Origin of the sequence: Coleofasciculus sp. D1-CHI-01 (genome assembly GCF_040218875.1) — a bacterium.
GTDB lineage: Bacteria > Cyanobacteriota > Cyanobacteriia > Cyanobacteriales > Coleofasciculaceae > Coleofasciculus.
Map to the genome: position 1 here is coordinate 1 of NZ_JAVJQP010000200.1, position 25,895 is coordinate 25,895.

Annotated in this window: 22 protein-coding genes and 1 tRNA gene; 14 read left to right on the forward strand and 9 right to left on the reverse strand. The window is 45.0% G+C overall.

The annotated features are described in order from the left end of the window. Positions 1–188 precede the first annotated feature (188 nt). Positions 189–650, forward strand: coding sequence for a type II toxin-antitoxin system HicB family antitoxin (locus RIB93_RS33250; protein WP_446379714.1), 462 nt, complete (start codon positions 189–191; stop codon positions 648–650). On the opposite strand, the gene RIB93_RS33255 is transcribed toward RIB93_RS33250, so the two are convergent. From RIB93_RS33255 to RIB93_RS33265, 3 genes are all read right to left on the reverse strand, one after another. Further along, complete coding sequence (locus RIB93_RS33255) at positions 565–1,248, reverse strand: ParA family protein (protein WP_446379716.1); 684 nt, start codon at positions 1,246–1,248, stop codon at positions 565–567. The genes RIB93_RS33250 and RIB93_RS33255 overlap by 86 nt on opposite strands. Positions 1,249–1,382: 134 nt before the next feature. Next, the gene (locus RIB93_RS33260; RefSeq protein WP_446379754.1) at positions 1,383–2,159 is read right to left on the reverse strand and encodes a DUF3891 family protein; all 777 of its coding nucleotides are present in this window, start codon (positions 2,157–2,159) and stop codon (positions 1,383–1,385) included. A 67-nt stretch (positions 2,160–2,226) separates the two neighbouring features. Next, positions 2,227–3,111, reverse strand: coding sequence for a 4-hydroxybenzoate solanesyltransferase (locus RIB93_RS33265; RefSeq protein WP_446379718.1), 885 nt, complete (start codon positions 3,109–3,111; stop codon positions 2,227–2,229). Between the two features lie 172 nt (positions 3,112–3,283). Between RIB93_RS33265 and RIB93_RS33270 the strand changes: the two genes are divergently transcribed. After that, entirely contained in the window at positions 3,284–4,927 is a 1,644-nt protein-coding gene (locus RIB93_RS33270) for a Ppx/GppA phosphatase family protein (RefSeq protein ID WP_446379720.1), read from the forward strand. Between the two features lie 201 nt (positions 4,928–5,128). Here the strand turns inward: RIB93_RS33270 and msrA are convergent, their stop codons facing one another. The 4 genes from msrA to RIB93_RS33290 all read right to left on the reverse strand — a co-directional run bounded on the left by msrA (position 5,129) and on the right by RIB93_RS33290 (position 7,256). After that, positions 5,129–5,587 (reverse strand): peptide-methionine (S)-S-oxide reductase MsrA, encoded by a 459-nt coding sequence (msrA, locus tag RIB93_RS33275; protein WP_446379722.1) that lies wholly within the window; start codon positions 5,585–5,587, stop codon positions 5,129–5,131. Positions 5,588–5,721: 134 nt separating this feature from the next. Then, positions 5,722–5,982, reverse strand: a complete 261-nt coding sequence (locus RIB93_RS33280) for a hypothetical protein (protein WP_446379724.1) — start codon at positions 5,980–5,982, stop codon at positions 5,722–5,724. Positions 5,983–6,243: 261 nt separating this feature from the next. Further along, positions 6,244–6,810 carry a Uma2 family endonuclease gene (locus tag RIB93_RS33285; protein WP_446379726.1) on the reverse strand — a complete coding sequence of 189 codons (567 nt, stop codon included), beginning with the start codon at positions 6,808–6,810 and terminating at the stop codon, positions 6,244–6,246. Positions 6,811–6,902: 92 nt separating this feature from the next. Further along, the gene (locus RIB93_RS33290) at positions 6,903–7,256 is read right to left on the reverse strand and encodes a hypothetical protein (RefSeq protein ID WP_446379728.1); all 354 of its coding nucleotides are present in this window, start codon (positions 7,254–7,256) and stop codon (positions 6,903–6,905) included. A gap of 201 nt (positions 7,257–7,457) precedes the next feature. Here RIB93_RS33290 and RIB93_RS33295 point away from each other — a divergent pair, with 201 nt between their 5' ends. The 6 genes from RIB93_RS33295 to RIB93_RS33320 all read left to right on the forward strand — a co-directional run bounded on the left by RIB93_RS33295 (position 7,458) and on the right by RIB93_RS33320 (position 14,715). Then, the gene (locus RIB93_RS33295) at positions 7,458–7,919 is read left to right on the forward strand and encodes an SRPBCC family protein (RefSeq protein ID WP_446379730.1); all 462 of its coding nucleotides are present in this window, start codon (positions 7,458–7,460) and stop codon (positions 7,917–7,919) included. Between the two features lie 347 nt (positions 7,920–8,266). Further along, a complete protein-coding gene (locus tag RIB93_RS33300; protein ID WP_446379732.1) occupies positions 8,267–10,198 on the forward strand; it encodes an ABC-F family ATP-binding cassette domain-containing protein in 1,932 nt (643 codons plus the stop codon). A gap of 120 nt (positions 10,199–10,318) precedes the next feature. Then, entirely contained in the window at positions 10,319–12,154 is a 1,836-nt protein-coding gene (locus RIB93_RS33305; RefSeq protein ID WP_446379734.1) for a glycoside hydrolase family 15 protein, read from the forward strand. A 472-nt stretch (positions 12,155–12,626) separates the two neighbouring features. Beyond that, positions 12,627–13,553 (forward strand): hypothetical protein, encoded by a 927-nt coding sequence (locus RIB93_RS33310; protein WP_446379736.1) that lies wholly within the window; start codon positions 12,627–12,629, stop codon positions 13,551–13,553. 483 nt (positions 13,554–14,036) lie between these two features. Next, positions 14,037–14,186 carry a hypothetical protein gene (locus RIB93_RS33315; protein WP_446379738.1) on the forward strand — a complete coding sequence of 50 codons (150 nt, stop codon included), beginning with the start codon at positions 14,037–14,039 and terminating at the stop codon, positions 14,184–14,186. 271 nt (positions 14,187–14,457) lie between these two features. Then, positions 14,458–14,715: a DUF4278 domain-containing protein gene (locus RIB93_RS33320; protein WP_446379740.1), complete on the forward strand. Its 258-nt coding sequence runs from the start codon at positions 14,458–14,460 to the stop codon at positions 14,713–14,715. A 537-nt stretch (positions 14,716–15,252) separates the two neighbouring features. Here the strand turns inward: RIB93_RS33320 and RIB93_RS33325 are convergent. Continuing rightward, positions 15,253–15,325, reverse strand: a tRNA-His gene (locus RIB93_RS33325). 118 nt (positions 15,326–15,443) lie between these two features. Here RIB93_RS33325 and RIB93_RS33330 point away from each other — a divergent pair. The 5 genes from RIB93_RS33330 (at position 15,444) to RIB93_RS33350 (ending at position 19,903) form a co-directional block, all read left to right on the forward strand. Further along, positions 15,444–15,842 carry a DUF4359 domain-containing protein gene (locus RIB93_RS33330; protein WP_446379742.1) on the forward strand — a complete coding sequence of 133 codons (399 nt, stop codon included), beginning with the start codon at positions 15,444–15,446 and terminating at the stop codon, positions 15,840–15,842. A gap of 159 nt (positions 15,843–16,001) precedes the next feature. Further along, entirely contained in the window at positions 16,002–17,459 is a 1,458-nt protein-coding gene (gene gatA, locus RIB93_RS33335) for an Asp-tRNA(Asn)/Glu-tRNA(Gln) amidotransferase subunit GatA (protein WP_446379744.1), read from the forward strand. Between the two features lie 234 nt (positions 17,460–17,693). After that, positions 17,694–18,578: an alpha/beta hydrolase gene (locus RIB93_RS33340; protein WP_446379746.1), complete on the forward strand. Its 885-nt coding sequence runs from the start codon at positions 17,694–17,696 to the stop codon at positions 18,576–18,578. 199 nt (positions 18,579–18,777) lie between these two features. After that, positions 18,778–18,975, forward strand: a complete 198-nt coding sequence (locus tag RIB93_RS33345) for a peptidoglycan-binding domain-containing protein (RefSeq protein WP_446379756.1) — start codon at positions 18,778–18,780, stop codon at positions 18,973–18,975. 325 nt (positions 18,976–19,300) lie between these two features. Further along, the gene (locus RIB93_RS33350; protein ID WP_446379748.1) at positions 19,301–19,903 is read left to right on the forward strand and encodes a hypothetical protein; all 603 of its coding nucleotides are present in this window, start codon (positions 19,301–19,303) and stop codon (positions 19,901–19,903) included. Between the two features lie 174 nt (positions 19,904–20,077). On the opposite strand, the gene RIB93_RS33355 is transcribed toward RIB93_RS33350, so the two are convergent. Further along, positions 20,078–23,884 (reverse strand): hydantoinase B/oxoprolinase family protein, encoded by a 3,807-nt coding sequence (locus RIB93_RS33355; protein ID WP_446379750.1) that lies wholly within the window; start codon positions 23,882–23,884, stop codon positions 20,078–20,080. 394 nt (positions 23,885–24,278) lie between these two features. On the opposite strand from RIB93_RS33355, the gene RIB93_RS33360 reads away from it, so the two are divergent. Continuing rightward, positions 24,279–25,343 carry an endo-1,4-beta-xylanase gene (locus RIB93_RS33360; RefSeq protein WP_446379752.1) on the forward strand — a complete coding sequence of 355 codons (1,065 nt, stop codon included), beginning with the start codon at positions 24,279–24,281 and terminating at the stop codon, positions 25,341–25,343. Positions 25,344–25,895 lie beyond the last annotated feature (552 nt).

Consider the following 25,895-nt stretch of genomic DNA (forward strand, 5'->3'; position numbering starts at 1 on the left):
CTCTAACTGGGAGTTTTTGGTCAACCCTCAACAGGGAAGCGGCAACGCACTAAAAGCAAGCGCTAGTATAAACTTATACCGCTGAGTTTTGTCCAAGGTTGTCTACTTGTGGGTAGATGTGTCCAGACTTTTAGAAGCGGTTTATGTCAAGCAAATCGTTGAGTTATTGAACTTGGAGGAATGGAGCGATGAAGACACTGAACCAGAAGAACAAGCTGAGTGAGAAGCAGCCATTGGACTATTATTTGAATCTTCAGTATCCAGTAACACTTTACCCCGATCCAGAGGGGGGATATGTAGCTCAGATTAAAGATTTGCCTGGATGTCTGACTCAAGGTGAAACGTTGGATGAGACGATCGCAAACATAAACGAGGCGCGAGAGTTATGGATTGAGACAGCTTATGAAGCTGGAGATGAAATTCCTTTACCCAGTACGGATGATACCTACAGTGGTAAGCTACTCCTGCGGATGTCGAAATCGTTGCATCGTCGTTTAGCCGAGAAAGCGAAAACACTTGAAGCCGCCTTTTATAAAGCCTTTTTTGATGCTGTGACTCACTGGGCTAAAGCGGAGGAATCGCTGATTGCAAATGCCTTTCAGGAGGCTTGTCAGTTAGGTCTGTCTGCCATAGATGCGCTTCAAGACTAACGCAGTAGGCTGAAAATGAATCAGGAGTACAAGGAACTAAGAAATAATCTGAACAATATAAAGCCGAACGGACAAGTGTATTAAATGATGGAGGTAAATCAATCAAAATATAATCGTAAACTTTGCCAGATGCTTCTTTAAGATGATCCACGAGAAGAAATGGTACAAGAAATCTATACAGACCAGTACCTTGTACTACATCTGTACCGACAGTAAGTATGTCAGCAAAACTATTAAGCCAAAAATCTCCTGGGACTATATCTATAATAATCTGTTCATAAATTGTATTAACTTTATTATTGATGGTATCCTTTTGATATTTAGGTTGAGTAATGTAAGTTTCACTCTTTTGGGTAGGTTGAAGAGATGGCTGAGCGAAAGCTCGAATTGTCTTTCCAAATGGAAAATATTCTGTTCTTTGAAGATAGTCAGCAAATTCATCATATCCAATTGTTGCAATAGAAAGATTACACTGAGGATCAAAATCAATTAAAAGATTTTTTTTACCTGCTGCTGCCAGTGATGCGCTCAGATTAAAAATAGTAGTTGTTTTGCCTACACCACCTTTGTTGTTAAACAAAGAAATTATTTTAGCCATGATGGTTCCTTTAACGTGCAAAGTTGTACTTAGTTTTAACCCAACTGTAACCTCATCAGCGGGGAAACCGCTATAATTCAACACTTATACCAGAAGCTGCGTGTGACACGTTAAACAAGAAAATTGTCTGAAACCTACTCTGGTTTCAGAATAGTGGTGAGAGTTAGCCCGCGATCGCGCCTCAACGCTTCTTGCATCGCCATCTCATCTGTAAATGTTTCTCGTAATAGCCGTCCTTCATAAACCAGCGTTACCTCACTCTCCTGAAAGGGCCAAGGAGATACAATCATCTGATGAGGATCATCATTAACATGAGTCAACGTCAGTACAGTTTCACCATCAGCCGTAGGAACCTGCTCAACCTGCTGTTCACCTGACACATTCTGACACAAAATTAGTGAAAGAGCATCCCAAGTCGCTACCAGTTTTTGGTTGCGCTTGATCACTTCTGGTGTCACATAAGGGACATAATGGGCGTCATTGTTCAACGTAGCAATAAGCTGTTCTTGAAAGGCATACTCACTGTTAAGAAATTCCTGTACAATTCGCCTAGACTCCGGGTTTTTCTGCCAACTTCGATAGCGCTCATATAGCCCAGTACCGTGCAGTGAAACGAATAACGTAACATACCTCCCCCAAGGCATTGCTAGCTGTTTCGCACCCGTCCAAATATCGATATGGACTTGGGTTGGGAGTTCAGTAAAGCGATAGGGATAGCCAGTTTCGGGGTTGAGCGTGGGCGCTTGTTCCCACAACAACCAGCCAATATCATGTTGTTCGGCGGCGAGACAGAGTTCTTTGGGTGGGACAAACTGACCGAACTCTTCATTACCCCAAGCCCGGGCTAATTCACCGGAAACCCAAGCTTGAAGACTTAAAAGGCAACAGGGACCGAGGAACCGGGAACACAATTTCAATGCCCATCAGCTTATCAGGAATCAATCACCTGCTGTCTTCTGCCTTTTGGTATACTTATCCCTAAAAAACCAAACCCAGAATCATCCCTGCCAGTAACACAAAACCAATCCAGACATTTTGGCGAAAAATTTCCCCATAAACGGGTTTTGGAATATCGGCTTGGCGCAGTCGCGTATAGTGCCAAATCCACCCGATCGCGGCTACACCTAAAGCAATCCAAAAGCCCCAGTGTAGCTGCATCACCCACCCCAATCTCGCCAAAAATCCCACCGTAGCGGCAAAAAATAGACCAACGGCTTCCGGGGCGTAGTCTCCAAAAAATAAGGCGCTAGACTTAACCCCAAGCTTCTGGTCATCCTCTCGATCTGACATCGCATAAACAGTGTCAAAGCCTAACGTCCACGTTACCGTTGCTGCCCACAAAAACCAAGTGGCGGGTTGTAAGTTCCCAGTAACCGCACTCCAACTGATTAAAACCGCAAACCCCCAAGCGATGGATAATACCAACTGAGGAATCGGAAAAACGCGCTTGGCGGATGGATAAAATACAATCACGGGAATGGCGGCGACGCATAGCCAAAAGGTGAAGGGGTTGAGATACAGGGCGAGGATACCTGCACAACTCATCGCCACTAACACCACCACCACGCCAACTTGTACAGACAAGGCGCGAGAGGCTAAGGGACGTTCTTTGGTGCGTTCGACTTTGGGATCAATATCGCGATCCCACAAGTCGTTGATTACACAACCCGCCGCACTCGTGGCTAAGGTTCCCAGAATAATCACACCGACGAGGGGAATCGGGGGTGTACCCTGGGCGGCTAAGAAAACTGCCCACAGCGCGGGAACCATTAAAATTAAGCGTCCGGCTGGTTTATCCCAGCGCAAAAGCCGCGCGATCGCGAGCCAAGTTGGTATTGAGGGAGGGTGTTGTTCGGTCAGCATAGAGAATCGGGTTTTTTATCTAGTCTTCACTAAATTGGGCAGAACCATACCATTTCCATAGTAGGGGTTTGGTTCCCAAACCCCCACCCAAACCCCTACTGTCAATTTGACCAGATTTAAAGTTATCGTTGTCAATAGCATCACGGCTAGAGTTGTAATCCCGAATACAAGAATGATCGATTTAGCTGCCAAAGGGAATTCAGCAGGAGTTTCGACTCCAACCACAGACACTGAGAGAATTCTGGCTGCCATTGATATTGGCACGAATTCGATTCACATGGTCATCGTCCGGATTGACCCCACGCTTCCTTCGTTTACGATTATCGCCAAAGAAAAAGATACGGTGCGACTGGGGGAACGTGATCCCCACACCGGAAATTTAACCCCCCAAGCCATCAAACGTGCGATCGCGGCGTTGCAACGTTGTCAGGAGTTAGCGAAAAGTTTTCAGGCGGATCAGCTGGTTGCTGTGGCGACGAGTGCGGTACGGGAAGCCCCCAATGGACGCGCCTTTTTACAGCAAGTTGATTCACAATTAGGGTTATTTGTCAACCTGATTTCCGGTCAAGAAGAAGCGCGGCGGATTTATCTGGGCGTCTTGTCGGGAATGGAATTTAATAACCAGCCTCACCTGATCATCGATATCGGCGGCGGTTCCACGGAATTAATCTTAGGCGACAGTCACGCCCCTCGTTCCCTCACCAGCACCAAAGTCGGCGCTGTACGCTTGACCCGTGAATTCATTACCACCGATCCGATTAGCGATCGCGAGTTTCAATTCTTGCAAGCCTATATTCGGGGACGACTTGAACGTGCGGTTGAAGATATCTTAGCCAATATAGAACCCGGAGAAAAGCCCCGTTTAGTCGGAACCTCAGGTACAATTGAAACCCTAGCCGCCCTTCACGCCAAAGACAAATTGGGTGAAATACCCAGTCCCCTCAATGGTTATGAATTCAACCGCAATGATTTGAAAGATATCGTCAAACAACTCACCGCACTCACCTGCGCTGAACGGGAAAAACTCTCCGGACTTTCGGAGAAACGGGCAGAAATTATCGTTGCGGGTGCGATTATTTTATTAGAAACCATGACGGTTTTAGACATCGAGTCTCTCACCGTTGGGGAACGCGCCTTGCGAGAGGGAGTCATCGTAGACTGGATGCTTTCCCAAGGCTTAATAGAAGACAGACTTCGGTATCAAGGCGAAGTTCGCAAACGCAATATCATTAAAGTCGCGCAAAAGTATCACGTTAATTTAGCCTCTAGTGAACGGGTGGCTAACTTTGCCGTCAGCTTATTTAATCAAACCAAAGGACAGCTACACAATTGGGGAACCGAAGCACGAGAATTGTTGTGGGCGGCGGCAATTTTGCACAATTGTGGTTTGTATGTGAGTCATTCTTCACATCATAAGCATTCCTATTACCTGATTCGCAACGGGGAATTACTGGGTTTTACCGATATTGAAATTGAAGTGATTGCTAACCTGGCTCGCTACCATCGCAGGAGTTCCCCCAAGAAAAAGCACGACAATTACAGTAATTTACCCAACAAATACTATCGGCATTTAGTCAAACAAATCAGTCCTTTATTACGTTTAGCTGTTGCTCTAGATCGCCGACAGATTGGGGCAATTTCTAAAATCCGCTGCCACTATACATCAGAGGACAAAGAATTGTGTTTGCGTCTGACACCTGTAGATCCCAATGATACCTGTGCCTTAGAAGTTTGGAGTTTAGAGGATAAAAAAGTCGTGTTTGAAGAGGAGTATAACGTTAAAGTCGTCATCCAGCTAGAAAACCAACCCAGTTAGGGGCTGATGAATAAGTGTTGTGGTGAGGGAGAGCGGGGGAAGCTGGGGGAGCTGGGGAAGCAATGGTATATTTTTCCTGATTCGGTGATGCCATGATGCGTGAAAGATGTTACCAGATTTCCTTGAAGTTGTAGGTTGGGTTGAAGAATGAAACCCAACAAAAGATAGGGCTAAAGCCCTTACTACGAACCCAAATGACAATCAAGGTCGTCCTTTCTTCTCGTCATACTGCTGATGGTAATCTTCAGCTAAATAATAATCAGAAGCGGGTTTGATTTCAGTCATAATATCCTGGTCATACTTACCAGACATCTGAAGCTTGCGCTTTGATTCTCTGGCTATTTTCTCCTGGTCAGGATTGTGGAAAAATATAACCGAGCGGTATTGCTCGCCGCGATCGGGTCCCTGACGATTATATTGGGTAGGGTCATGAATTGACCAAAAGACATTCAGCAGGTCATCGTAGGAAATCTGAGATGGATCATACTCCACTTGCACCACTTCTGCATGTCCAGTAATTCTGGCACAAACATCCAAATAGGAAGGGTTCTCAAAATGTCCTCCCATATAGCCGACGGATGTAGAAGTAACGCCCTTTAATCGACGAAATGCCGCCTCTACTCCCCAAAAACAGCCTGCTCCAAATGTCGCTTTTTCCATGAGATCTTTACCTATTTTTCCGACAACTGGGTATAAGTATAGTGGTGGAAATCAACGGACATGCCGTAGGGTGGGCATTGCCCACCAGCATACCAGTCAGTATCATTCACGTTAATTTTCTCCACCGACTTAGCCTAATTGAAGATGAACCAAGCATAAGTCAAAATTCCTAGAAACGCGAAGCCAAGGAGAGTTTCGCGTTGGTCTTGCCAAAGCCGAAGTATACTTTGCCTTATGGAACTTAAGGTTACTCTACGTTCATGACCGAGTTCATCCATGAGTTGAGCCACTCTAACATCAACTTCCTCAACGGAGACATCGCCTCGCTTGTAGGCAGCTTCTAACTCGTCAAGCTTTCTCCAGTAGTCTTTGGTGGATTCAATGAGATTAATCATGGTTACGCTAGGATTGTTAACTTATGTAAACATCCTAGCGTGACTCTTGGAGTCGGGGGGTGAGGTTTACCCAACCCCTTGTAGAGACGTAGCATGAGGAGTCTCTACACTGCCCAAGCTGGCATACATAGGGGTTGCTTCAGGGAGTCTGGTGGTGGGGTAGGGAGCAGGGGAAGCTGGGGAAGCTGGGGGTGCTGGGGAAGCTGGCGTTATTTCTGCCTTCTTGCACTAGCAAATGAAATGATAAAGAACAAAAGCAGATTAATCCTTCTCAGGTAATCTGGCTTCCCCAAATACCTGCTGCGGCGTCAATTCCAATCCCTCAAACAACGAATCGGTGATCACCATATCTTTCGTATAGGTTCGCGGTGGTGCATCGGGATAGAAAACGGTGATACTTCTGGCGTGGGGATCTACAACCCAAACTCGTAAGACTCCCACTTCTAGATAATCGGTGGCTTTCTCCATCAATGTGCCAAATGTTTGTCCCTGTGAAATAATTTCAATGGCTAATTCTGGGGGAACTGGACAAGGTTCATCTTCCATCACGTCTGTCGGTAGTCGCTGATAAGAAATATAGGTCAAATCTGGCACAGGAACCCAGTTTTTACCGCGACGTTTTAACGCGATCGCCCATTCTGGGTAAACTTCACCTTTTCCCTGACACCACTTATCGATGATAAATAACAATGTCTTCTGCAAAGCTGAATGAAATCGTTTTGGTGACATCTTTGGTACCGCCTCGCCCTCGACTAATTCATGGGTTACATCGGATTCTGGCATTGCCAGAAAGTCTTCAAGTGTAAGTTTTTTTTCTAACTGTTGCATGGCTATAAGTGATTGGTATTTGGGAAACAGGTGATTGAGAAACCCTCCCCTATCTTCCTTATCCCCTTGTCCTCATTTTAATTGACAGATCCCTAAACCATCACACAAAGCTGTTTCTGATCAAGACTCTGGAGTTCTAAACTAGGAGGAATGGGTTCAGGTAGGGGTTCAATACTGTGATAAAAGGCATAGTTTAAATGGGCAGATTTAACCATTTGCTGGATACCATTGACTAATACTCTCGCTGTATTTGGTCCTCTGACTAAAGACGTGTAGAAAAATACATCGTATTTGGCTAAAGCAATTCCCTGACCCCCCTGACCAGTTTCATAAACATCCCAATTATACTGAATATCGACATTATTCAGGTTCCGGACTCGCCAAATAGCAAAACCATCTGTCCAGCCAATGTTCGTGAGTTGCAGCTTGGTCAAATTCTGTGTCATAAATCCCCCAATTCCCTGTTTTCAACGCTGTTTGCTGTGCTGTTTTTAGTATGGAAACGAGATGTTAGCGATCGCGTTGACGTATTGTGTAACTTGATACTGAACTTAGACAAAACTTATGGGTACGACATCACGATACCCTAGATCGTGCCAAGTTCAACGCGCTGGGAATCAACCTGACAAATCAGTGATAATAGTTTTATGTTGCACTATCGCAAGTCCATGCTCATTGACGCACCCGTGGAGGTTGTCTGGAACTTTCACGAGCGTCAAGATATCCTAGAACGACTTACTCCGCCTTGGCAACCTGTTCAGGTTGTACGTCGCGAAGGTGGGTTAGGTGTGGGTGCGATTTCGGAATTTCGTCTATTTGTTGGTCCAATTCCGCTGCGCTGGGTAGCGATTCACATTGAATGCGAACCCTATTCCATCTTTACTGATAAACAGAAGGAAGGACCGATGGCGTATTGGGTTCATCGCCACCAATTTAGTCCAGAAGCAGGCAAAACCCGCTTAACCGATAGGATTGAATATGGATTACCGGGAGGATGGCTAGTTGAGAGGCTGTTGGGTTGGTGGGTAGACGCGCAACTCGAACAACTCTTTAGCTATCGCCATCAGGTGACACAAACCGAGTGCAGCAGAATCGGGGAGGAGACGTAGCTATCCGTGTCAACTTACTATAGCCTTAAGCAAGATCCCCGACTTCGTAGGAGTTGTCGGGGATCTGTCTGTGTTGCGATCGCGAATTTAATTTGAACGTGTTAGCGTGAAAATAAGGATGAGGGATAATATCAAGTCCGGTAACATTGGTTGTATAGAGTGGGGAAGGGGTAAAAGGGTAAAAGAATAGAAGAGTAAGGTTTTTGTCCCAATAACTACAGGTATGATAGACAAACGACACAACTACAGATGACATGAAACAGTTTTACGTGCAGAGACGCACACACTGTTTTCCCATCAATCAATAAATAGGGCAAATTTAGAAATAGGATCAAGTTAAAAAATTAATGAGTATCTTCACGCTGCAATCCGTTAAAAAAGATTTTGGCATTAAAGAAATCCTCAAAGATGCCAGCTTTAGCCTCGATGCTACCGATAAAGTCGGCTTAATCGGTACGAATGGATCGGGTAAATCCACTCTATTAAAAATGATTGCTGGACTCGAACCCATTGATGGTGGTCAATTTATGGTCAATCCCGGCGCGAGAATTGCTTACTTACCCCAACAACCTGACTTAGATGAAAATCGTACTGTATTAGAACAGATCTTTGCCGATAGTGGTGAACAGATGAGACTCATCCGGGATTATGAGGAATTATCCCACAAATTGGCACGAAATTCAAACGATAAACAAGTTATGGCACGTTTATCTCAGGTGACACAGCGCATCGAAACTCTAGGTGCTTGGGACTTAGAAACCAGTGCCAAAGTCATCCTCACCAAGCTAGGAATTCAAGACTTTGATACACCCATTGGTAATTTATCCGGAGGTTACCGGAAGCGCATCGCCTTGGCGACAGCGTTACTATCAGAACCCGATGTTTTACTGATGGATGAACCCACCAACCATTTAGATGCCATGTCGGTGGAATGGTTACAAGGATATTTAAAATCTTATCCGGGAGCCATTCTCTTAATTACCCACGATCGCTATTTTTTGGATCAAGTCACCAATCGGATTATTGAAATTGACCGAGGTGATATTTATACCTACAATGGCAACTATGCCTACTACTTAGAGAAAAAAGCCCTGGCAGAAGAAACTGCCGTCAGTCAAGAACGGAAACATCAGAATGTATTGCGGCGAGAGTTGGAATGGCTGAAACGAGGTCCGAAAGCGCGGAGTACGAAGCAGAAAGCGCGAATTGATCGCATCCATCAGATGCAGGATCAAGAGTTTAAACAGGCTCAAGGTAAGGTCGATATTTCCACAGCCAGTCGTCGGATTGGCAATAAAGTAATTGAGTTAGAGAATGTCTCTAAGGGATATGGCGATCGCACGTTAATCCAAGACTTTACCTACGAATTTAGCCCCGATGATCGCGTTGGCATTATTGGCGAAAATGGGAGTGGTAAATCCACGCTAATGGATATTATCACTGGGCGGATTGAGCCGGATTCGGGTGAGGTGGATATTGGCGCAACGATTCATATCGGCTATTTTGATCAGCATTCTGATGATTTACTAATGGCAATCAATCAAGATCAACGAGTGATTGATTACCTCAAAGAAGTGGCAGAATATGTGCAAGCTGGCGATGGAACGCTGATTACGGCGTCACAAATGTTAGAACGTTTTCTGTTTCCACCGAATCAACAATATATTCCCATTCATAAACTGTCTGGAGGAGAAAAGCGCCGCCTATTTTTGTTACGTGTCTTGATGAGCGCTCCCAATGTGCTAATTTTGGACGAACCGACCAATGATTTAGATGTACAAACGCTTTCGGTATTGGAAGATTACCTGGAAAATTTCAATGGCTCTGTGATTGTGGTATCTCACGATCGCTATTTTTTAGATCGAACGGTCAACAAAATTTTTGCCTTAGAATCAGATGGGATTCTGCGTCAGTATCCGGGTAACTATTCTGTGTATCTGGATTACAAGGAAGCGGAAGCAGCAGCAGCGGCTGAAGCCAGTGCTAAGTTGCAACAGAAATCAGAAAACTCGGCAAATGGGGAAACGCTGAAAACGCAATCGTCTGGTAATGGAAAACCGCGTCGGCTTTCTAATTGGGAACGGCGCGAGTTTGAAGAATTAGAGGATAAAATTCCCCAACTGGAAGCGGAGAAGGCAGAGGTGGAGAAAGCGCTGTATAATTCATCTCCTGGTAAAGTGGATCAGGTGCAGGAACTTTATCAGAAATTAGAAACCTTGACTCATACTATTGATACAGCCACAGAACGTTGGTTGGAATTGGCGGAAATTGGGGAATAGTCTTATGTCATTCGTCATTTGTCATACTCGCTTTCATCGAGAAGCAAGCTACGTCATTTTTCCTTGATTAAGGGACGGTGAATTAAACTTCAAAATTGAACATTAAACATTCATAATTCAATGGCATATCAATCTATCGAGAATTACGGCATTATCGGCAATATGCACACCACAGCCTTAGTTGGCTTAGGAGGTTCAATTGACTGGTTTTGCTTTCCCAGACACGATTCTCCGAGTGTTTTTGCCGCGTTACTGGATGCTGAGAAAGGGGGGCATTTTAAGATTGCTCCCTGTGTGGATGGTGTCACTCATAAACAGTTATATTGGCCCGAAACGAATGTGTTGGTGACTCGCTTCCTGGCGTCTTGTGGGGTGGGTGAGATTATTGATTTTATGCCTGTGGGTATGCCAGTGAATCAGCAAGGGTATCACTGGTTAGTGCGGCAAGTTAGAGTCGTTCGCTGCCAAATGAAGTTTCGCTTAGAGTGCTATCCTGCTTTTAATTATGCCCGCGATCGCCACGAGACGATTCTCTCCTCCACGGGGGCGTGTTTTAAGTCACCGTCTCTGAGTTTGGGATTGGTGACGGATGTTCCTTTAAAACAAAATGAATGCGGTGTCTTCACCGAATTTACGTTAGAGTCTGGACAAACCGCCGTTTTTGTGCTGCAAGAAACTGACCAGGATGGGGGTTGTAGTTTGCCCCTGCGCCATCAAGAAGCGATTCAACTCTTTGACGATACGGTGGCGTATTGGCGACGCTGGATTGGCAAATGTACTTATGAAGGTCGATGGCGCGAGACGGTGGAACGTTCCGCCTTAACCTTGAAATTGCTCACCTACGAACCCACGGGGGCAATTATAGCTGCACCGACGTGTAGCTTACCGGAAATGATTGGTGGTTCCCGAAATTGGGATTACCGCTATACCTGGATTCGAGATGCATCCTTTACTCTGTATGCCCTACTCCGTATCGGGTTTACTGAGGAAGCCGCCCAGTTTATGCTCTTCTTGGAAAATCGCTGTCAGGAGTTGGATTCAGATGATCCATTGCAGATTATGTATGGGATTGATGGTTATCATGATCTTGATGAACAGATTCTGGATCATCTTGAGGGATATAAGGGATCTTACCCGGTTCGGATTGGCAATGGGGCTTATAAGCAGTTACAGCTTGATATTTATGGCGAGTTAATGGACTCGGTATATTTGTTCAACAAATATGGCACCCCGATTTCCTATGACTTGTGGCTATCCCTCCGGCGGTTACTCAATTGGGTTTGCGATAATTGGCAACGCCAAGATGAAGGAATCTGGGAAACACGCGGGGGACGTAAGGATTATATTTATTCTAATCTCATGTGTTGGGTTGCGCTGGATCGTGGTTTGCGTTTGGCTCAAAAGCGCTCATTGCCAGCAGATCACCAGCGATGGCTCAAGGAACGCGATCGCATCTATGAAGAAATTATGGCGAAGGGATGGAGTGAGGAGCGTCAAGCTTTTGTTCAATATTACGGTAGCACGTCCCTAGATGCCAGTAATCTGATTATGCCCTTAATTTTCTTCATGTCTCCCACTGATCCTCGCATGTTGAAAACCCTGGATGCGATTAATTCCCCCCCAGAAATAGGAGGACTGGTTTCCGATAGTTTAGTGTATCGGTATAACCCCGAAGAAGCGCCGGATGGTCTTTCAGGAACAGAAGGAACGTTTAATCTCTGTACATTCTGGCTAGTTGAGGCGTTGACAAGGGCGGGAAAAGTAGACACAAAGCGACTTGATCGCGCTCGACTGATTTTTGAGCAGATGCTTAGTTATGCCAACCATTTAGGATTGTATGCGGAGGAAACGGGATCAAGTGGTGAAGCGTTGGGGAATTTTCCTCAGGCGTTTACCCATGTATCTTTAATTAGTGCGGCGTGGAATCTGAATCGAGCGATCGAGCGCAATTTCTAGAGTATCAGTATCCCTTGTTTGTCACGGCGATTAAAATCACTGCTACACAAACAAAGTCCGCCTGCGCGGACTGGATTATAAAGGAGGTAATCAACCCAAATTTGTATTACCCACCGCTAACTGCTATTACGCCGACTGACGCTCTAGAACAGTAGTCCAGTAATCGAAATCGATGCTAGAACTTCTGAAAAACAGTAGCACAATAATCAATGACGTGATCGCTCCCACCTTACCTAACGCAGAAAACTCTGTAGCGGCTTTCAAGTGCTAACGATACACCCAAACGTAGGGGCGCAAGGCTTGCGCCCTCACCTAAGTAGAATAGCACTGAAAATTTGCATTTTGGAGTCGCCACAACCCTTGACATACCGTAGGGTGGGCATTGCCCACCAACCTTTACATCGAATTGTTGGGTTTTTAACGCCTAGAATTGTGTAACATAGTGGCATAAGTTTCTAGTTTAAGTGTAGAAGTGACAGAAAAAAATGAGTTGTTGAAGCTTATCATTGAAGTAGATGACAAACTAATTCAAGAGGGAGCAGAACCCTGGCAACGTCCTATGATGGCGTACATGAGAATTGCACAGCGTTTGCACCCTGGTAGTAGCACTACTCTTGAAAACGATCCACTTTTCAACGCCGTTAATCAAATATACAGCGAATTATATCGTTCCTCCGATCTTCATAAGCCGCCTATGCATATAGGAGCCTTTATGTTCCGGGATGTATTTTTTCCTATACGCATTCCATACAATTTTGGCTTACCTGCAATCAACCCAGTGGATTTCATAGATGTACCTGAGAAGCAAAAACAATGGCTGTTTAATGATCAACAATCTGGGTTTGCTTTCTTTGATCAAGTCATTGATATTCTGGATTTTGTGTATGGACTTGATGACATTAATAAAATAAGTAAACTCCCTAGTAAAACGGTGGAATGGTGGTTTATAGCCAAACAGCAACTTGAGGCAGCGGCCGCGACGGTATTAGGTTCATTCAATAAATATGCTGTAATCCAAAATTGTTGTATATCGACAGAACTGCTATTAAAGGGCGCTCTTATGGCTAAAGGGATTAATGAGGAAACTTTGAAAAGCAAGAAACAGGGTTATGGACACAACCTGGAAAACTTGGTAGATAAAACTGCTCAACAGTTACCAAACCTCGATCAAAAAACTGTATTATTCGCCGTTAAGCAACTTCCAGACTATGTTGAAAGTCGGTATAAAGCCAAAGATTTTTCCCGTTTAGCTCTTGGGAGTTTTTTGATGAATACCCAGTTCATTGGCGGTGAAATTATACGCCAGTTTAGCGATCGTAATTTTCGTAAAGACTGCAAAGCTCCGCCGGATGATCCTTGGCTCTTGACTCATCGGACATTTCCCAAACAAATAAAATGAAGTGAGTCAATAAGATATTATACATTAATAGATATTCTCTAATTCCGCTACCCGATAAACTGCTGTTCGGCATTTAAACCTTAATGTCAATAATGGCGAAATCACGTTCAGTGCGTTAAGCGAAGCCATGCCGCAGGCTTTGCATCTTGCTCGCTACCCATTCCCAATTTAAATGCATGACAGCTTAACGCCCAGCGATATCCTTTTATCTCTCTCTGCTGATGTGGTACTCGGTGAAGCTGGCTTTCGTCCATACAGCTCTTTGCGCTGTAATAAAGTACAGTAGCTCAAAGTCCCCCTTACCCCCCTCGTTCCCCCCTACAAGAGGGGGGAGGACAGAGGATGCTTCGCTTTTATTGCACGGGGATTTAGGGGGATCGACAATGTACCGCATAGCAGAGCAAACTGCTGTATTTACCCATCAACCTGCTTTATCAGCAACAGTCTGTCGCCACATCCGGTTGACTAGACACAGGCGCAACTGTGAATGTACTCCCTTATCTAATCGGTGTTGAACTGGGATATGAGTGGGAACGACAGACAACTACTTTGAGCTTGGGGGTAAACTTGGCGCAGTATGAAGCTTGTGCTGGGGTTGTTCAAGCCGCGATCGCACAGTTTGAACCGATATAACTACCCCACCCACAGTGATATTGTCCAATCCGTTTAAATGAATTGTGAATAAAAACAGGGGTGGAATGCTTGCTGAGAAAAGGTTGTTTGTTCACAAATGATTTATACTATTGAAAGGTGATAAATTTTAGATAAGGTATCGGCTGTCGCGCTTCACGTTTCAACCAGAAATGACGTGATAAAAATCACCATAAAATGATTCATTCATCACAATCAAGAGAATTGTTAGCTGTATATGATAGATGAAAGTTTATGAATTCAATAAAAAACAATGAAGTTTTGCTATCGCGGTGTCTCTTACGAAAAAAAGCCTGTTCAATTTAAAATTGTTGACACAGGTGAGGTCGCAAAATTCCGTGGAAGTTACTATATGGTTCACCGGACGGCGATGGATTTAGCCCCCCAGGATAAATCAGGATTAGTTTATCGAGGTGTTCCCGAAGATAAAGGTAAGCATACCGTACAATTCTTGGGATGCAAATACAATATTTCCCATGTATTTGTTCAACCCATAAAAGCACAAATTTAATTCATAACAAAAACAACATTTTGACTTAGCTATTTTAAAGATAAACATGGATATAAGTGTATCACTTTTTTTCCACTTACCTTGCTGATTAGCGGAACAGCTAAGTTATTGAATTGATTTTGGTGATTTATTGCCACTCACAATTTCCTCGTTCTTACTCTGGAAGAGAGAACGGGGTATTTTTTTGACAAAATTAAGTAGAATGTCACTGACTGGCATACTCTGGGAGAGAGAACGGGGTATTTTTTTGACAAAATCTGGATTTAATGACAAACTCGCTCCCGTGGGAAGTATATAAACGCTTGAACATTATGTACGTTCCCTGACATTCTCCCTTCAGACCTTCATGGCAACAGCTAAGATAGTGTAACCACCATCGGAGTTCTAGGTCCTAATCCCTACACCGTTTTATAGAGCTTCAGCCATCGAAGCAGAATTTTTCCCAGTAAGCGTTGAACCTATCGTCGCTTAAACCCTTACAGGATAAAGCTTAACGATAAGCATCGTACATCAGGACTGAGATGATTTTACTTTCAGGGCGAACGATGGGACTCGAACCCACGAATGGTGGAACCACAATCCACTGCCTTAACCCCTTGGCTACGCTCGCCATACAGTTTTTTAGTATAGCATCAAGTCGGTGAGTTGCAACAGTATTTATTGGCAATTTACCGGAACTCATACGTTAGAGGCGAAAGTCATAACCCATGGAGGCTTGACGGAGTGACATGAAATCGTTAAAAATTATTACGGTATTGGGTGGAACAGCGCTAGTTGTGCTAGGAGTGGGATTGGCATGGATGAATCCGGGTAAGGAGGCTTATGAGGAGTACGCCGTCGAACAACTCAGCACCTACCTCAAAGATGAAGTCTGCACTCAAACCCCCAAGCAATTGGAATTTCTCAATCCTGATCCAGAATTCCTCAAACGTCAATGCCAATCCCTGGTAGATACGGGAAGCCCCCAAATTCAGCAAATTATTGAGCAGCAGACAGAACGACAAAACTGGGTAATTTTCAGCATTTACCGCACCGATATTAATATCAGCCCCCTATTGCCCGCTTATCATTTTGAAACAGTGGGAGTTTTGCAACAATTTTTGACCTATCAGGCGCAACAGAAGTAGGGGTTTGGTCTCCAAACCCCTTTTGGTCTCCAAACCCCTTTTGGTTTCCAAACCCCTTTTGGTTTCCAAACCCCTTTTTGTCACCAAACCCCTTTTTCGGTGAATTTTTGCCAAAATACGAAAGGCAAACATGGTAAATCAGTATAAATAGGTACAAGCATGGCATCCATTCGTGAGCTGCACCAACAACTTATCGACAAAGAACGCACCAGTGTTGAAATCACGCAAGACGCCCTCGATCGCATTCAGGCGCTAGAACCGAAAATCCATAGCTTTTTGCATATTACAGCCGACTATGCCCTTGAACAGGCGCGTCAAGTGGATGCCAAAATCGCAGCGGGGGAAGAGATTGGCATGTTGGCGGGGATTCCGATTGGCATCAAAGATAATATGTGTACCAAAGGTATTCCCACCACCTGCGCCTCTCGTATCCTGGAAAACTTTGTCCCACCGTATGAGTCTACCGTGACTCAAAAACTTAAGGATGCGGGGGCTGTCATGGTGGGCAAAACTAATTTGGATGAATTTGCCATGGGGAGTTCCTGCGAAACCTCTAGTTATCAACAAACAGCGAATCCATGGGACTTATCTCGCGTTCCTGGGGGTTCCTCTGGGGGTTCAGCTACGGCGGTTGCGGCTAGCGAATGTGTGGTTGCGATCGGTTCGGATACAGGGGGATCGATTCGTCTACCTGCATCATTCTGCGGGATTGTTGGCATGAAACCCACTTATGGGTTAGTGTCTCGTTATGGTTTAGTCGCTTATGCGTCGTCGTTGGATCAAATTGGTCCCTTTGGACGTTCGGTAGAAGATGCGGCGATTTTGCTGAATGCGATCGCAGGCTATGATCCGAATGACTCCACCAGTCTCAAGCTGGAGATTCCCGACTACACCAAGTCCCTGCAACCTGATTTAAAATCCAAAGGTCTTAAAATTGGCATTATTAAAGAAACCTTTGGTGAAGGCTTAGATCCAGTCATTGCCAAAACCGTTCAAAAAGCCATTGATCAACTCAAAAGCCTAGGTGCTGAAGTACAAGAAATTTCTTGTCCCCGATTTCGCTATGGGTTGCCCGCCTACTATATTATTGCTCCCAGCGAAGCCTCAGCCAACCTAGCTCGCTACGATGGCGTCAAATATGGGTTTCGCACGCCAGAAGCCGAAAATCTTTTGGAAATGTACAAGAAAACTCGTGCAGCCGGGTTCGGGGCGGAAGTCAAGCGCCGGATTATGTTGGGAACCTATGCTCTATCCGCTGGCTATTATGACGCCTATTACCTCAAAGCGCAAAAAGTTCGTACCCTAATTAAGCAAGACTTCGAGCAAGCCTTTGAAAAGGTGGATGTTTTAGTTTGTCCCACCGCCCCAACTCCTCCATTTAAAGCCGGAGAAAAAATCTCTGATCCGTTAACCATGTACTTATCGGACTTAATGACAATTCCCGTCAACTTGTCAGGATTACCAGGAATGAGTATTCCTTGTGGATTTGATCACCAAGGATTACCCATTGGGATGCAACTCATTGGGAAAGTATTGGGCGAAGAACAGGTATTTCAAGTCGCTTACGCTTACGAACAGTCTACGAATTGGCATCTCCAGCAACCACCGCTTAAATAGAGAGGCAAAGCTTCCAGAGGAGCATTCTCAGGCGGAACGAGAGAACAAAGGTTCGGAGAGCAGGGGTTGTAGAGACTCCTAGGCGTGGAACGTCTGGGTGCAAGGAGAGATAATGGGTAGGGGCGGGTTTAACCGATAACGTTCTTGAGAAAACCGATAACTTGACTAAACCCGCCCTGCTTGAGAAGAGTTATTCAAAAATAGCATTAGGTCAAGTTTGTAGTCGTTTTGGTAATGAATAATTATAATAGTTTCCTTCTGGGAAAGGGTTTTCTAATCCTCACCGGAATTGTCGCCATCGTTTATCTGTTAGCCTGTATCTCTATCTTGTTAGGGCAAAATCGGCTAGTTTTTGTTCCCTCTAAGACCATTAAAACTACACCAGAAGACTTGGGCTTAAGTTATCAGGAGGTGTGGATACCTGTGTCTCCTGATCAGCCAGAACGTCTCCATGGGTGGTGGATTCCCGCCACCTCACCCAAAACCGGGGTACTGCTGTATTTACATGGGAATGGGGAGAATATCGGCGCGAATGTTGAACGTGCCATGGAATTTCACCAATTGGGTTTGGATATCCTGTTAATTGACTATCGAGGATATGGTCAAAGTGAGGGTAAATTTCCCACTGAAACCCAAGTTTATCAAGATGCTCAAGCGGCGTGGGATTATCTGGTGCAGAAACAGGGTATTCCGCCCCAGAATATTGTCGTATATGGTCAATCTCTAGGGGGCGCGATCGCGATCGATTTAGCGGTGAAAAATCCCAGCATTCAGGGTTTGATTTTGGAAAGTACATTTACCTCAATGCGGGATATGGTCGATCATCAGAGAATCTATGCTTTATTTCCGGCTGATTTGCTACTAACGCAAAAGTTTAACTCGAAAAGCAAAGTTCGTTCTCTTAAAATGCCGATTCTTTTAATTCATGGCACAAATGACCCCGTTGTACCTGCTTACATGAGCCAAGTTTTATTTGATACTATAACAGGTTCAAAACAACTCTTCCTGGTTCCTGATGCGGATCATGATAATGTGGCTACTGTAGCTGGCAAAGAATATCAGCAAAGGATTCGACATTTTCTTCAACTCAAATCTAATCCTGAACCACAGCTTGAGTGAGTAGTTATACTGTTAAAATAATTAATAATATAACCTATCAGTATGAAGAAAGTATAATAGCTTGGTTTTGATAAGAAAGCATCTTACTTTAGGCTAGTTTTACAGTCATAATGCTCCTTACTTAGGATTTAAAATGAGTCACTTATAAGTCTGACTTAAGATCCATGTTACTTCTCAAAAATTTATATAGCTTAGAAATATAGTCAGTGTATATGGTTCAAGAACAGGTGCAGCCGTAAGCGAATTCCAAGAGGATCAGGGCTTGTTTGCCGATGGCATTATCGGTCGCCAAACCTGGAATGCTATGCTCAATTTTGAAGCGGCAACTGAGGACGAAGTTATAGAAGAAGAATCCACTTTTGACTCAGAGACTGATCTTGACTCGGTAGTCGAGTAACACGAACTCACAGAAGACAAAAGGTTGTTTATGACAAGACGTTGACTATCTCATGTCAAGTAAAATCATCAGGCAACCTTTTATAGTTAATCGTAGGGGCGCACAGACGTGCGCCCTAACGTTAATAGTAACAAGCCGTTCTATTTCTAAGGGTATCAATTTAAGGCTGAATTATCGTCCGCATTACAATCGCAGCTATTTTGCACGAAAACTGGCTCAACCTTGAGTCAAACCTAAATTTACACATCTCCCTCTGAGGTAGGTTGACCTCAATCGTTTCAGCCTCTAATTTAACTCTATTGTCAAATTAGAGGCTGAATATCGGATGAGACGAAATTTAATCTACGGCATTCTACTGGTAACGTTTGCTATCCTAACTTACCTATTTGCACCGCAACCGCAGCCAGCATCCGCCTGCGCCTGTTGTGTTGATGCAGGAACCTGGGATCAATACTCGCAAGACGTCGGAGACTACGAACTCAAAACCTTCAATGAACTCCAATTTGCCTCCCAAGCCGAACTTTACATGACTCCTGCGGGATTAAGCATTATTGAAGGACTGGGTGAGCCATCACCTCCTTATACAATATCACGATCAATCAATGGCAGAAATTGGAATTTCCAGTTCACTGATGACCAAGGGCGAACCGGAAATCTTTCCTTCTCCTATCCCCCAACTGTGACTCATTTTCGCAGTTCTCTCGGTAGTCAATTGGAAAGACCCGTTACTGTTTACAAAGAATACCGCGCTGAGGGGAAACTTTCTGGTAACGGGATTTTTGCTCCGGGAATAACTGATAATACCCGGTTCAAACTCATCTTACAGAGTACGGGAAATAGATGTATGAGTTCGGAACAATTTGATAGTTGGCGTTTGAATGTTTCTGGACCCGAAGCAGAGTACGCATTTTATGGCAGTTTGAACTGAATTTTGTAGTTTTCGGTTTTGTTGGGCGCACGGAGCGTCATTGGTGTCAACCTAGAGTGAAAAGTAGGGGGAGCGGGGGAAGCTATGTAGAGACGTAGCATGCTACGTCTGGAAGCTGGGGGAGATAGTAGCTGCTGGCGTTATTTCTGCCTTCTTGCACTACGGTTTGGTGGTTCATTCAGAACTGCCAAATCCTCCACCCCCAGGCGTCTCAATCACAAACACATCTCCCGCATCCATTTCCACAACCGCTGTATTTCCTAATTCCTCAACCGTTCCATCCTGACGTTCCACATAATTCTTCCCCACAGCACCCGTTTCACCCCCCTGTAATCCAAAGGGTGCAACAACTCGATGTCCCGATAACATTGCGGCTGTCATCGGTTGCAAAAACCGTATCCGCCGAATTACACCATTCCCTCCACAATGCTTCCCCTTTCCACCACTATTTCCGCGAATCCCAAACTGTTCTAATACTACCGGAAACCGCCATTCTAAAACTTCTGGGTCCGTTAAACGAGAATTGGTCATGTGGGTATGTACTGCATCTGCGCCATTAAACTCTATTCCAGCACCAGAACCACCACAAATGGTTTCATAATATTGATAATTTTCATTACCAAAGGTAAAATTATTCATCGTCCCTTGAGATGCTGCCATTACCCCTAAAGCCCCATATAGCGCATCGGTAATCACCTGGGATGTTTCCACATTCCCCGCCACAACCGCCGCCGGATAATCGGGATTTAATAGACAGCCTTCGGGAATAATTATATCGAGGGGTTTAAGACATCCAGCATTCAGGGGAATATCATCATCGACTAAAGTTCGGAAGACATAGAGAACCGCCGCTTTACATACCGCAGCCGGGGCATTAAAGTTATTCGATAACTGGGCGGATGTCCCGGTAAAATCAATCGTGGCACGGCGATTGTCCCGGTCAATACGAATGGCAACTTGAATCTGTCCGCCTGTATCTAAGTTATAGGTAAAGTTGCCATCTTTGAGCACATCAATGACACATCGCACCGACTCTTCGGCATTATTTTGGACGTGACCCATATAGGCTTGTACGGTGTCTAATCCCGACTGTTTCACCATTCGCCGCAACTCTTGCACGCCTTTTTCATTGGCAGCAATTTGGGCTTGTAAGTCGGCGATATTTTGGGTAATATTTCGTACCGGATACGTGCCAGATAGGAGTAATTCGGATAATTCTTTTTCGCGGAAACGTCCGGATTCTACTACCTTAAAATTATCGAGTAATACTCCTTCTTCGTCTACAGTTGTGCTATCCGGTGGCATCGAACCGGGAGTAATTCCGCCAATGTCCGCATGGTGTCCCCGTGAGGCGACGTAGAACAAGGGTGACGGATTTTTATCCCCCCTCGCCCCCCTTTGAAAGGGGGGTTTATTTAAGTCAAGGGAGGATGTATTTGTGGGTTTTGTCGAAGATTTGCTCGTTTGATCAATCGTATCGGTAATCCCGCTTTCGCCTAGAAAAACTGGGGTAATTACCGTGACATCAGGTAAGTGTGTCCCACCATTATAGGGATTATTAATCGCATAAACATCTCCCGGTTGGAGACTATCGCCATACGCCTCAATTAAACTGCGAACGCTTTCACTCATTGAACCTAAATGCACGGGAATATGAGGGGCATTAGCAACGAGTTGTCCTTGTCCATCAAAAATAGCACAGGAAAAATCTAAGCGTTCTTTGATATTGACGGAGTAACTGGTATTTTGCAGGGTAGTTCCCATTTGTTCAGCTATGGAACGGAATAGATTATTAAAGATTTCCAGCGTCACCGGATCAGGGTGGTAAAGGTTGGATTGTTGATTGTTGATTGTTGATTGTTGATTGTTGACTTTTGATGGTTTGGTTTTCTTTAAAATTAAATGATTCCGTTCGGTTACTTCGGCTTGCCAACCCGGTTCAATGACATTGGTTCCCGTTGTTTCAATAATTAATGCCGGGGCGGCAATAGAGTCTCCAGGTTGTAACTCGTCTCGCTTAAATACAGGGGTTTCCTGCCATGCATCGGCAGTATACATCTGCACTTTAGCGACAGGTTGCGGCGGTTGTGATCGGTGACGCTGAATCACGGGTTCTTCTGGCACATCCATTGGCTGGATTACTTCCACCGATACCGAGTCCACAATTAGGGCTTTCTCTTCGACAACAAAACCATATCGTTGCCGATGCGCCTCCTCAAATTGCTGTCGCATTTCAGCCACGCTACCGAAATCGATAATTAATGGTGAGTCGGTTCCCTGATATTTCAAATGGGCTTTGCGAATAATTTCACTATCAATTGGCGTGGATTCTCCGATCTGAGTCGTGGCAATTTCTTCTTGTCCGCTGGCTATTAACTCGGTGAATATTTCCTCCAATGGGGCAATATCTGGTGTTCCTACCGATAGCAATTTCTCGGTTAATTTGGCTTCTACCGAACGTTCCCGCAATGTTCGCACATCTGCCAATCCCATCCCGTAAGCCGATAATACCCCCGCATAAGGATGAAGAAATACTTGCTTCATCCCCAACGCATCAGCAATTAAGCAGGCGTGTTGTCCCCCTGCGCCGCCAAAGCAACACAAGGTATAGTTGGATACGTCATAACCTCGTTGTAAGGAGATTTTTTTGATCGCATTTGCCATTTTTTCGACGGCAATGGCTAAGAAGCCGGCGGCGACGGCTTCGGGTGTGCGGTTATCTCCAATATCTGCCGCCAATTGACTAAATTTATCTCGCACCACCTGGTCATTTAAGGGTAAATTGCCATCAAGTCCAAAGACTTTCGGAAAGAACTCCGGCTGTAATTTACCCACCATGACATTGCAATCGGTTACGGTTAATGGACCCCCCTTAGAATAAGCAGCAGGACCCGGATTTGCCCCCGCCGATTCGGGTCCAACTCGATACCGCGCCCCATCAAATTTTACGATTGAACCGCCACCCGCCGCTACGGTATGAATGGACATCATGGGTGTGCGTAATCGAACCCCCGCAATCTCGGTTTCAAAGGTGCGTTCGTATTCGCCGTTGTAATGGGCGACATCGGTAGAGGTTCCGCCCATATCAAAACTGATAATCTGATCAAATCCGGCTAATTGACTGGTTTGTACTGCGCCAACAATACCCCCCGCTGGACCGGATAAAATACTGTCTTTTCCCTGAAATGTGCGGGCGTCTGTGAGTCCACCGTTGGACTGCATGAACATTAATCGAATGGATTGTTGAGTGTTGAGTGTTGAGTGTTGATTGTTTCTTTCTCCGGCTAACTGACTGGAAACTTGGTCAACATACCGCCGCAGAATCGGGGATAAATAGGCATCGACAACAGTAGTGTCACCCCGACTAACTATTTTCATCAATGGTGTGACGTCATGGGAAACTGAGATTTGAGTAAATCCGATCGCACTGGCTAAGTTGGCAAGTTCTTGTTCGTGGCTGGGATAGCGATAGCCATGCATTAAGACAATGGCACAACTGCGAATTCCGTTATCATAAGCGGCTTGTAACGCTTGGCGAGTGGCGTCTATCTGCACCGGAATGAATTCCTCGCCGTGGGCGCTGTAGCGTTCCTCGACTTCAATCACCCGTTCGTAAAGCATTTCTGGCAAGATAATCTCACGGGCAAATATATCGGGGCGGTTTTGATAGCCGATGCGGAGAGCATCTCGGAAGCCTTTGGTGATCATTAGAACAGTGCGATCGCCTTTTCTCTCTAGTAACGCATTCGTGGCTACGGTTGTCCCCATTTTCACGGCGTCAATCTGTTCGGTGGGAATCGCTGCATCGGCGGAAAGTCCCATCACTTCGCGAATTCCCTGTACTGGCGCATCAGTGTAGCGATCGGGGTTTTCTGAGAGTAGCTTATGAATGACTAATTGCCCATCGGGGCGACGCGCCACAATATCGGTAAATGTGCCACCGCGATCGATCCAAAATTGCCAGCCGTTATTAGATGTCATGGGTCTATCCTTGATTAGATGTTATAGGTCTATTACTGATCCCGGATTTCTCACCACAATTGTCCAAAGACTTATACAACCTGGCTTGACGGTACAATAAGGCTTTCAACACTCTGTCGAAATTTAGGTTCGGTCAAAAATGCTCGAAACATCCTCTAGGTAAAGGTTTCAAGGACTAAGATGGCAAAACTTGTGAGAAATGCGGGTTTAACAGGTGTATGAGGGAAAAAGTATTTGATTACCGCTTAGAGATAAGATAAATGTAATAATTTTAGCAGTTGGTGATATCTGCTAAACTACACTGTCCACAAAATTGATACAAATATTTAATGATTAGCTTGATAGTATAATAGGCATTATACCATAGTATATTACTTAAATAAATCAGATTCAAATGGTTAGAAAAATCCTCTGCTTTAGCGCCTTAATTCTCTTAGGATTAACAGCAACATTACTCATTGCTATCCCTGCCATTTCCCAACCAGGCGATACAACCTTGCGTGCTTTAGCCCAAGAACAAAACATCTACATAGGTGCAGCCGTATCAATAAAAGCTCTTCGCAACGATCCCACCTATCGGGAGGTATTGGCGCAAGAGTTCAACATGGTTACGCCTGAGAATGTGATGAAAATTAAGCAGATTCAGCCAGAACGCGATCGCTATGATTTTACGGCTGCTGATGAAATCGTTACCTTTGCAAAAGCTCATCAGATGCAGATACGCGGTCACACCTTGGTTTGGCATCGCAGTTTACCTGACTGGTTAACTGAAACCGAGTGGACGCGGGAAGAGTTGATAGATATTTTGCGGCGACATATCTTTACGGTAGTTGGTCGTTATCAAGGTGAAATTTCTGCCTGGGATGTCGTCAATGAAGCCGTTGGCGGTAAAGATTCTCTCAGAAAAACCATTTGGCAGCAAGGAATTGGATCAGACTATGTTGAGTTAGCATTTCGCTGGGCGCATGAAGCTAACCCCAACGCGCTCTTATTTTATAACGATTATGGTGGAGAAGGATTAGGCGAAAAATCTGATGCAATCTACGCCTTCGTTAAGGATTTGCTAGAGAAAAATGTACCTATTCATGGTGTCGGTTTGCAGATGCACAAAAGCATCAAAAATCCGCCTAAACCAGAAGATGTAGCCGCAAATATCAAGCGGTTGGAAGAGTTGGGATTAGAGGTACATATTACTGAAATGGATGTGCAAATCCACAATGGTACAGGAACCGAGGCAGAGAGATTGGTTAAACAGGCAAAGGTGTATCAGGATATGTTAGGCGTCTGTCTAAAAGCGCCTAATTGTACCGCATTTGCCACCTGGGGATTTACTGATAAATTTACCTGGATTCCCGGCTTTGTCGGTCAGCCAGACTTGCCCTTAATTTTTGATAAATCTTATCGTCCCAAACCAGCTTATCAGGCTTTAGTCGAAGTTCTCAGTACTACCAATAATTAGGGGCTGCTGAATAAGTGTTGTGGGGGGTAGAGAGCAGGGGAAGCAGGGGAAGCAGGGGAAGCAGGGGAAGCAGGGGAAGCAGGGGAAGCAGAGGGAGCAGGGGAAGCAGGGGAAGCAGAGGGAGCAGGGGAAGCAGGGGAAGCAGAGGGAGCAGGGGAAGCAGGGGAAGCAGAGGGAGCAGGGGAAGCAATGATACATTTTCCCTGATAGCGGTGTAAGTTAGGGAATCTGTAGGGGCGGGTTTAGGGAATCTGTAGGGGCGGGTTTAGGGAATCTGTAGGGGCGGGTTTAGGGAATCTGTAGGGGCGGGTTTAGGGACTAAATTCAGCTATTCACCGATAAATCAACAACAAAACCCGCCCTCCCCACCGATAAATCAACAACAAAACCCGCCCTCCCCACCGATAAATCAACAACAAAACCCGCCCTCCCCACCGATAAATCAACAACAAAACCCGCCCTTATTCATCAATCAGGTAGAGACGTGCAATGACATCATCAAGCGTCGTCCAATGCGGCAATACCCGGAAGTACCTTACCTTCGAGTAATTC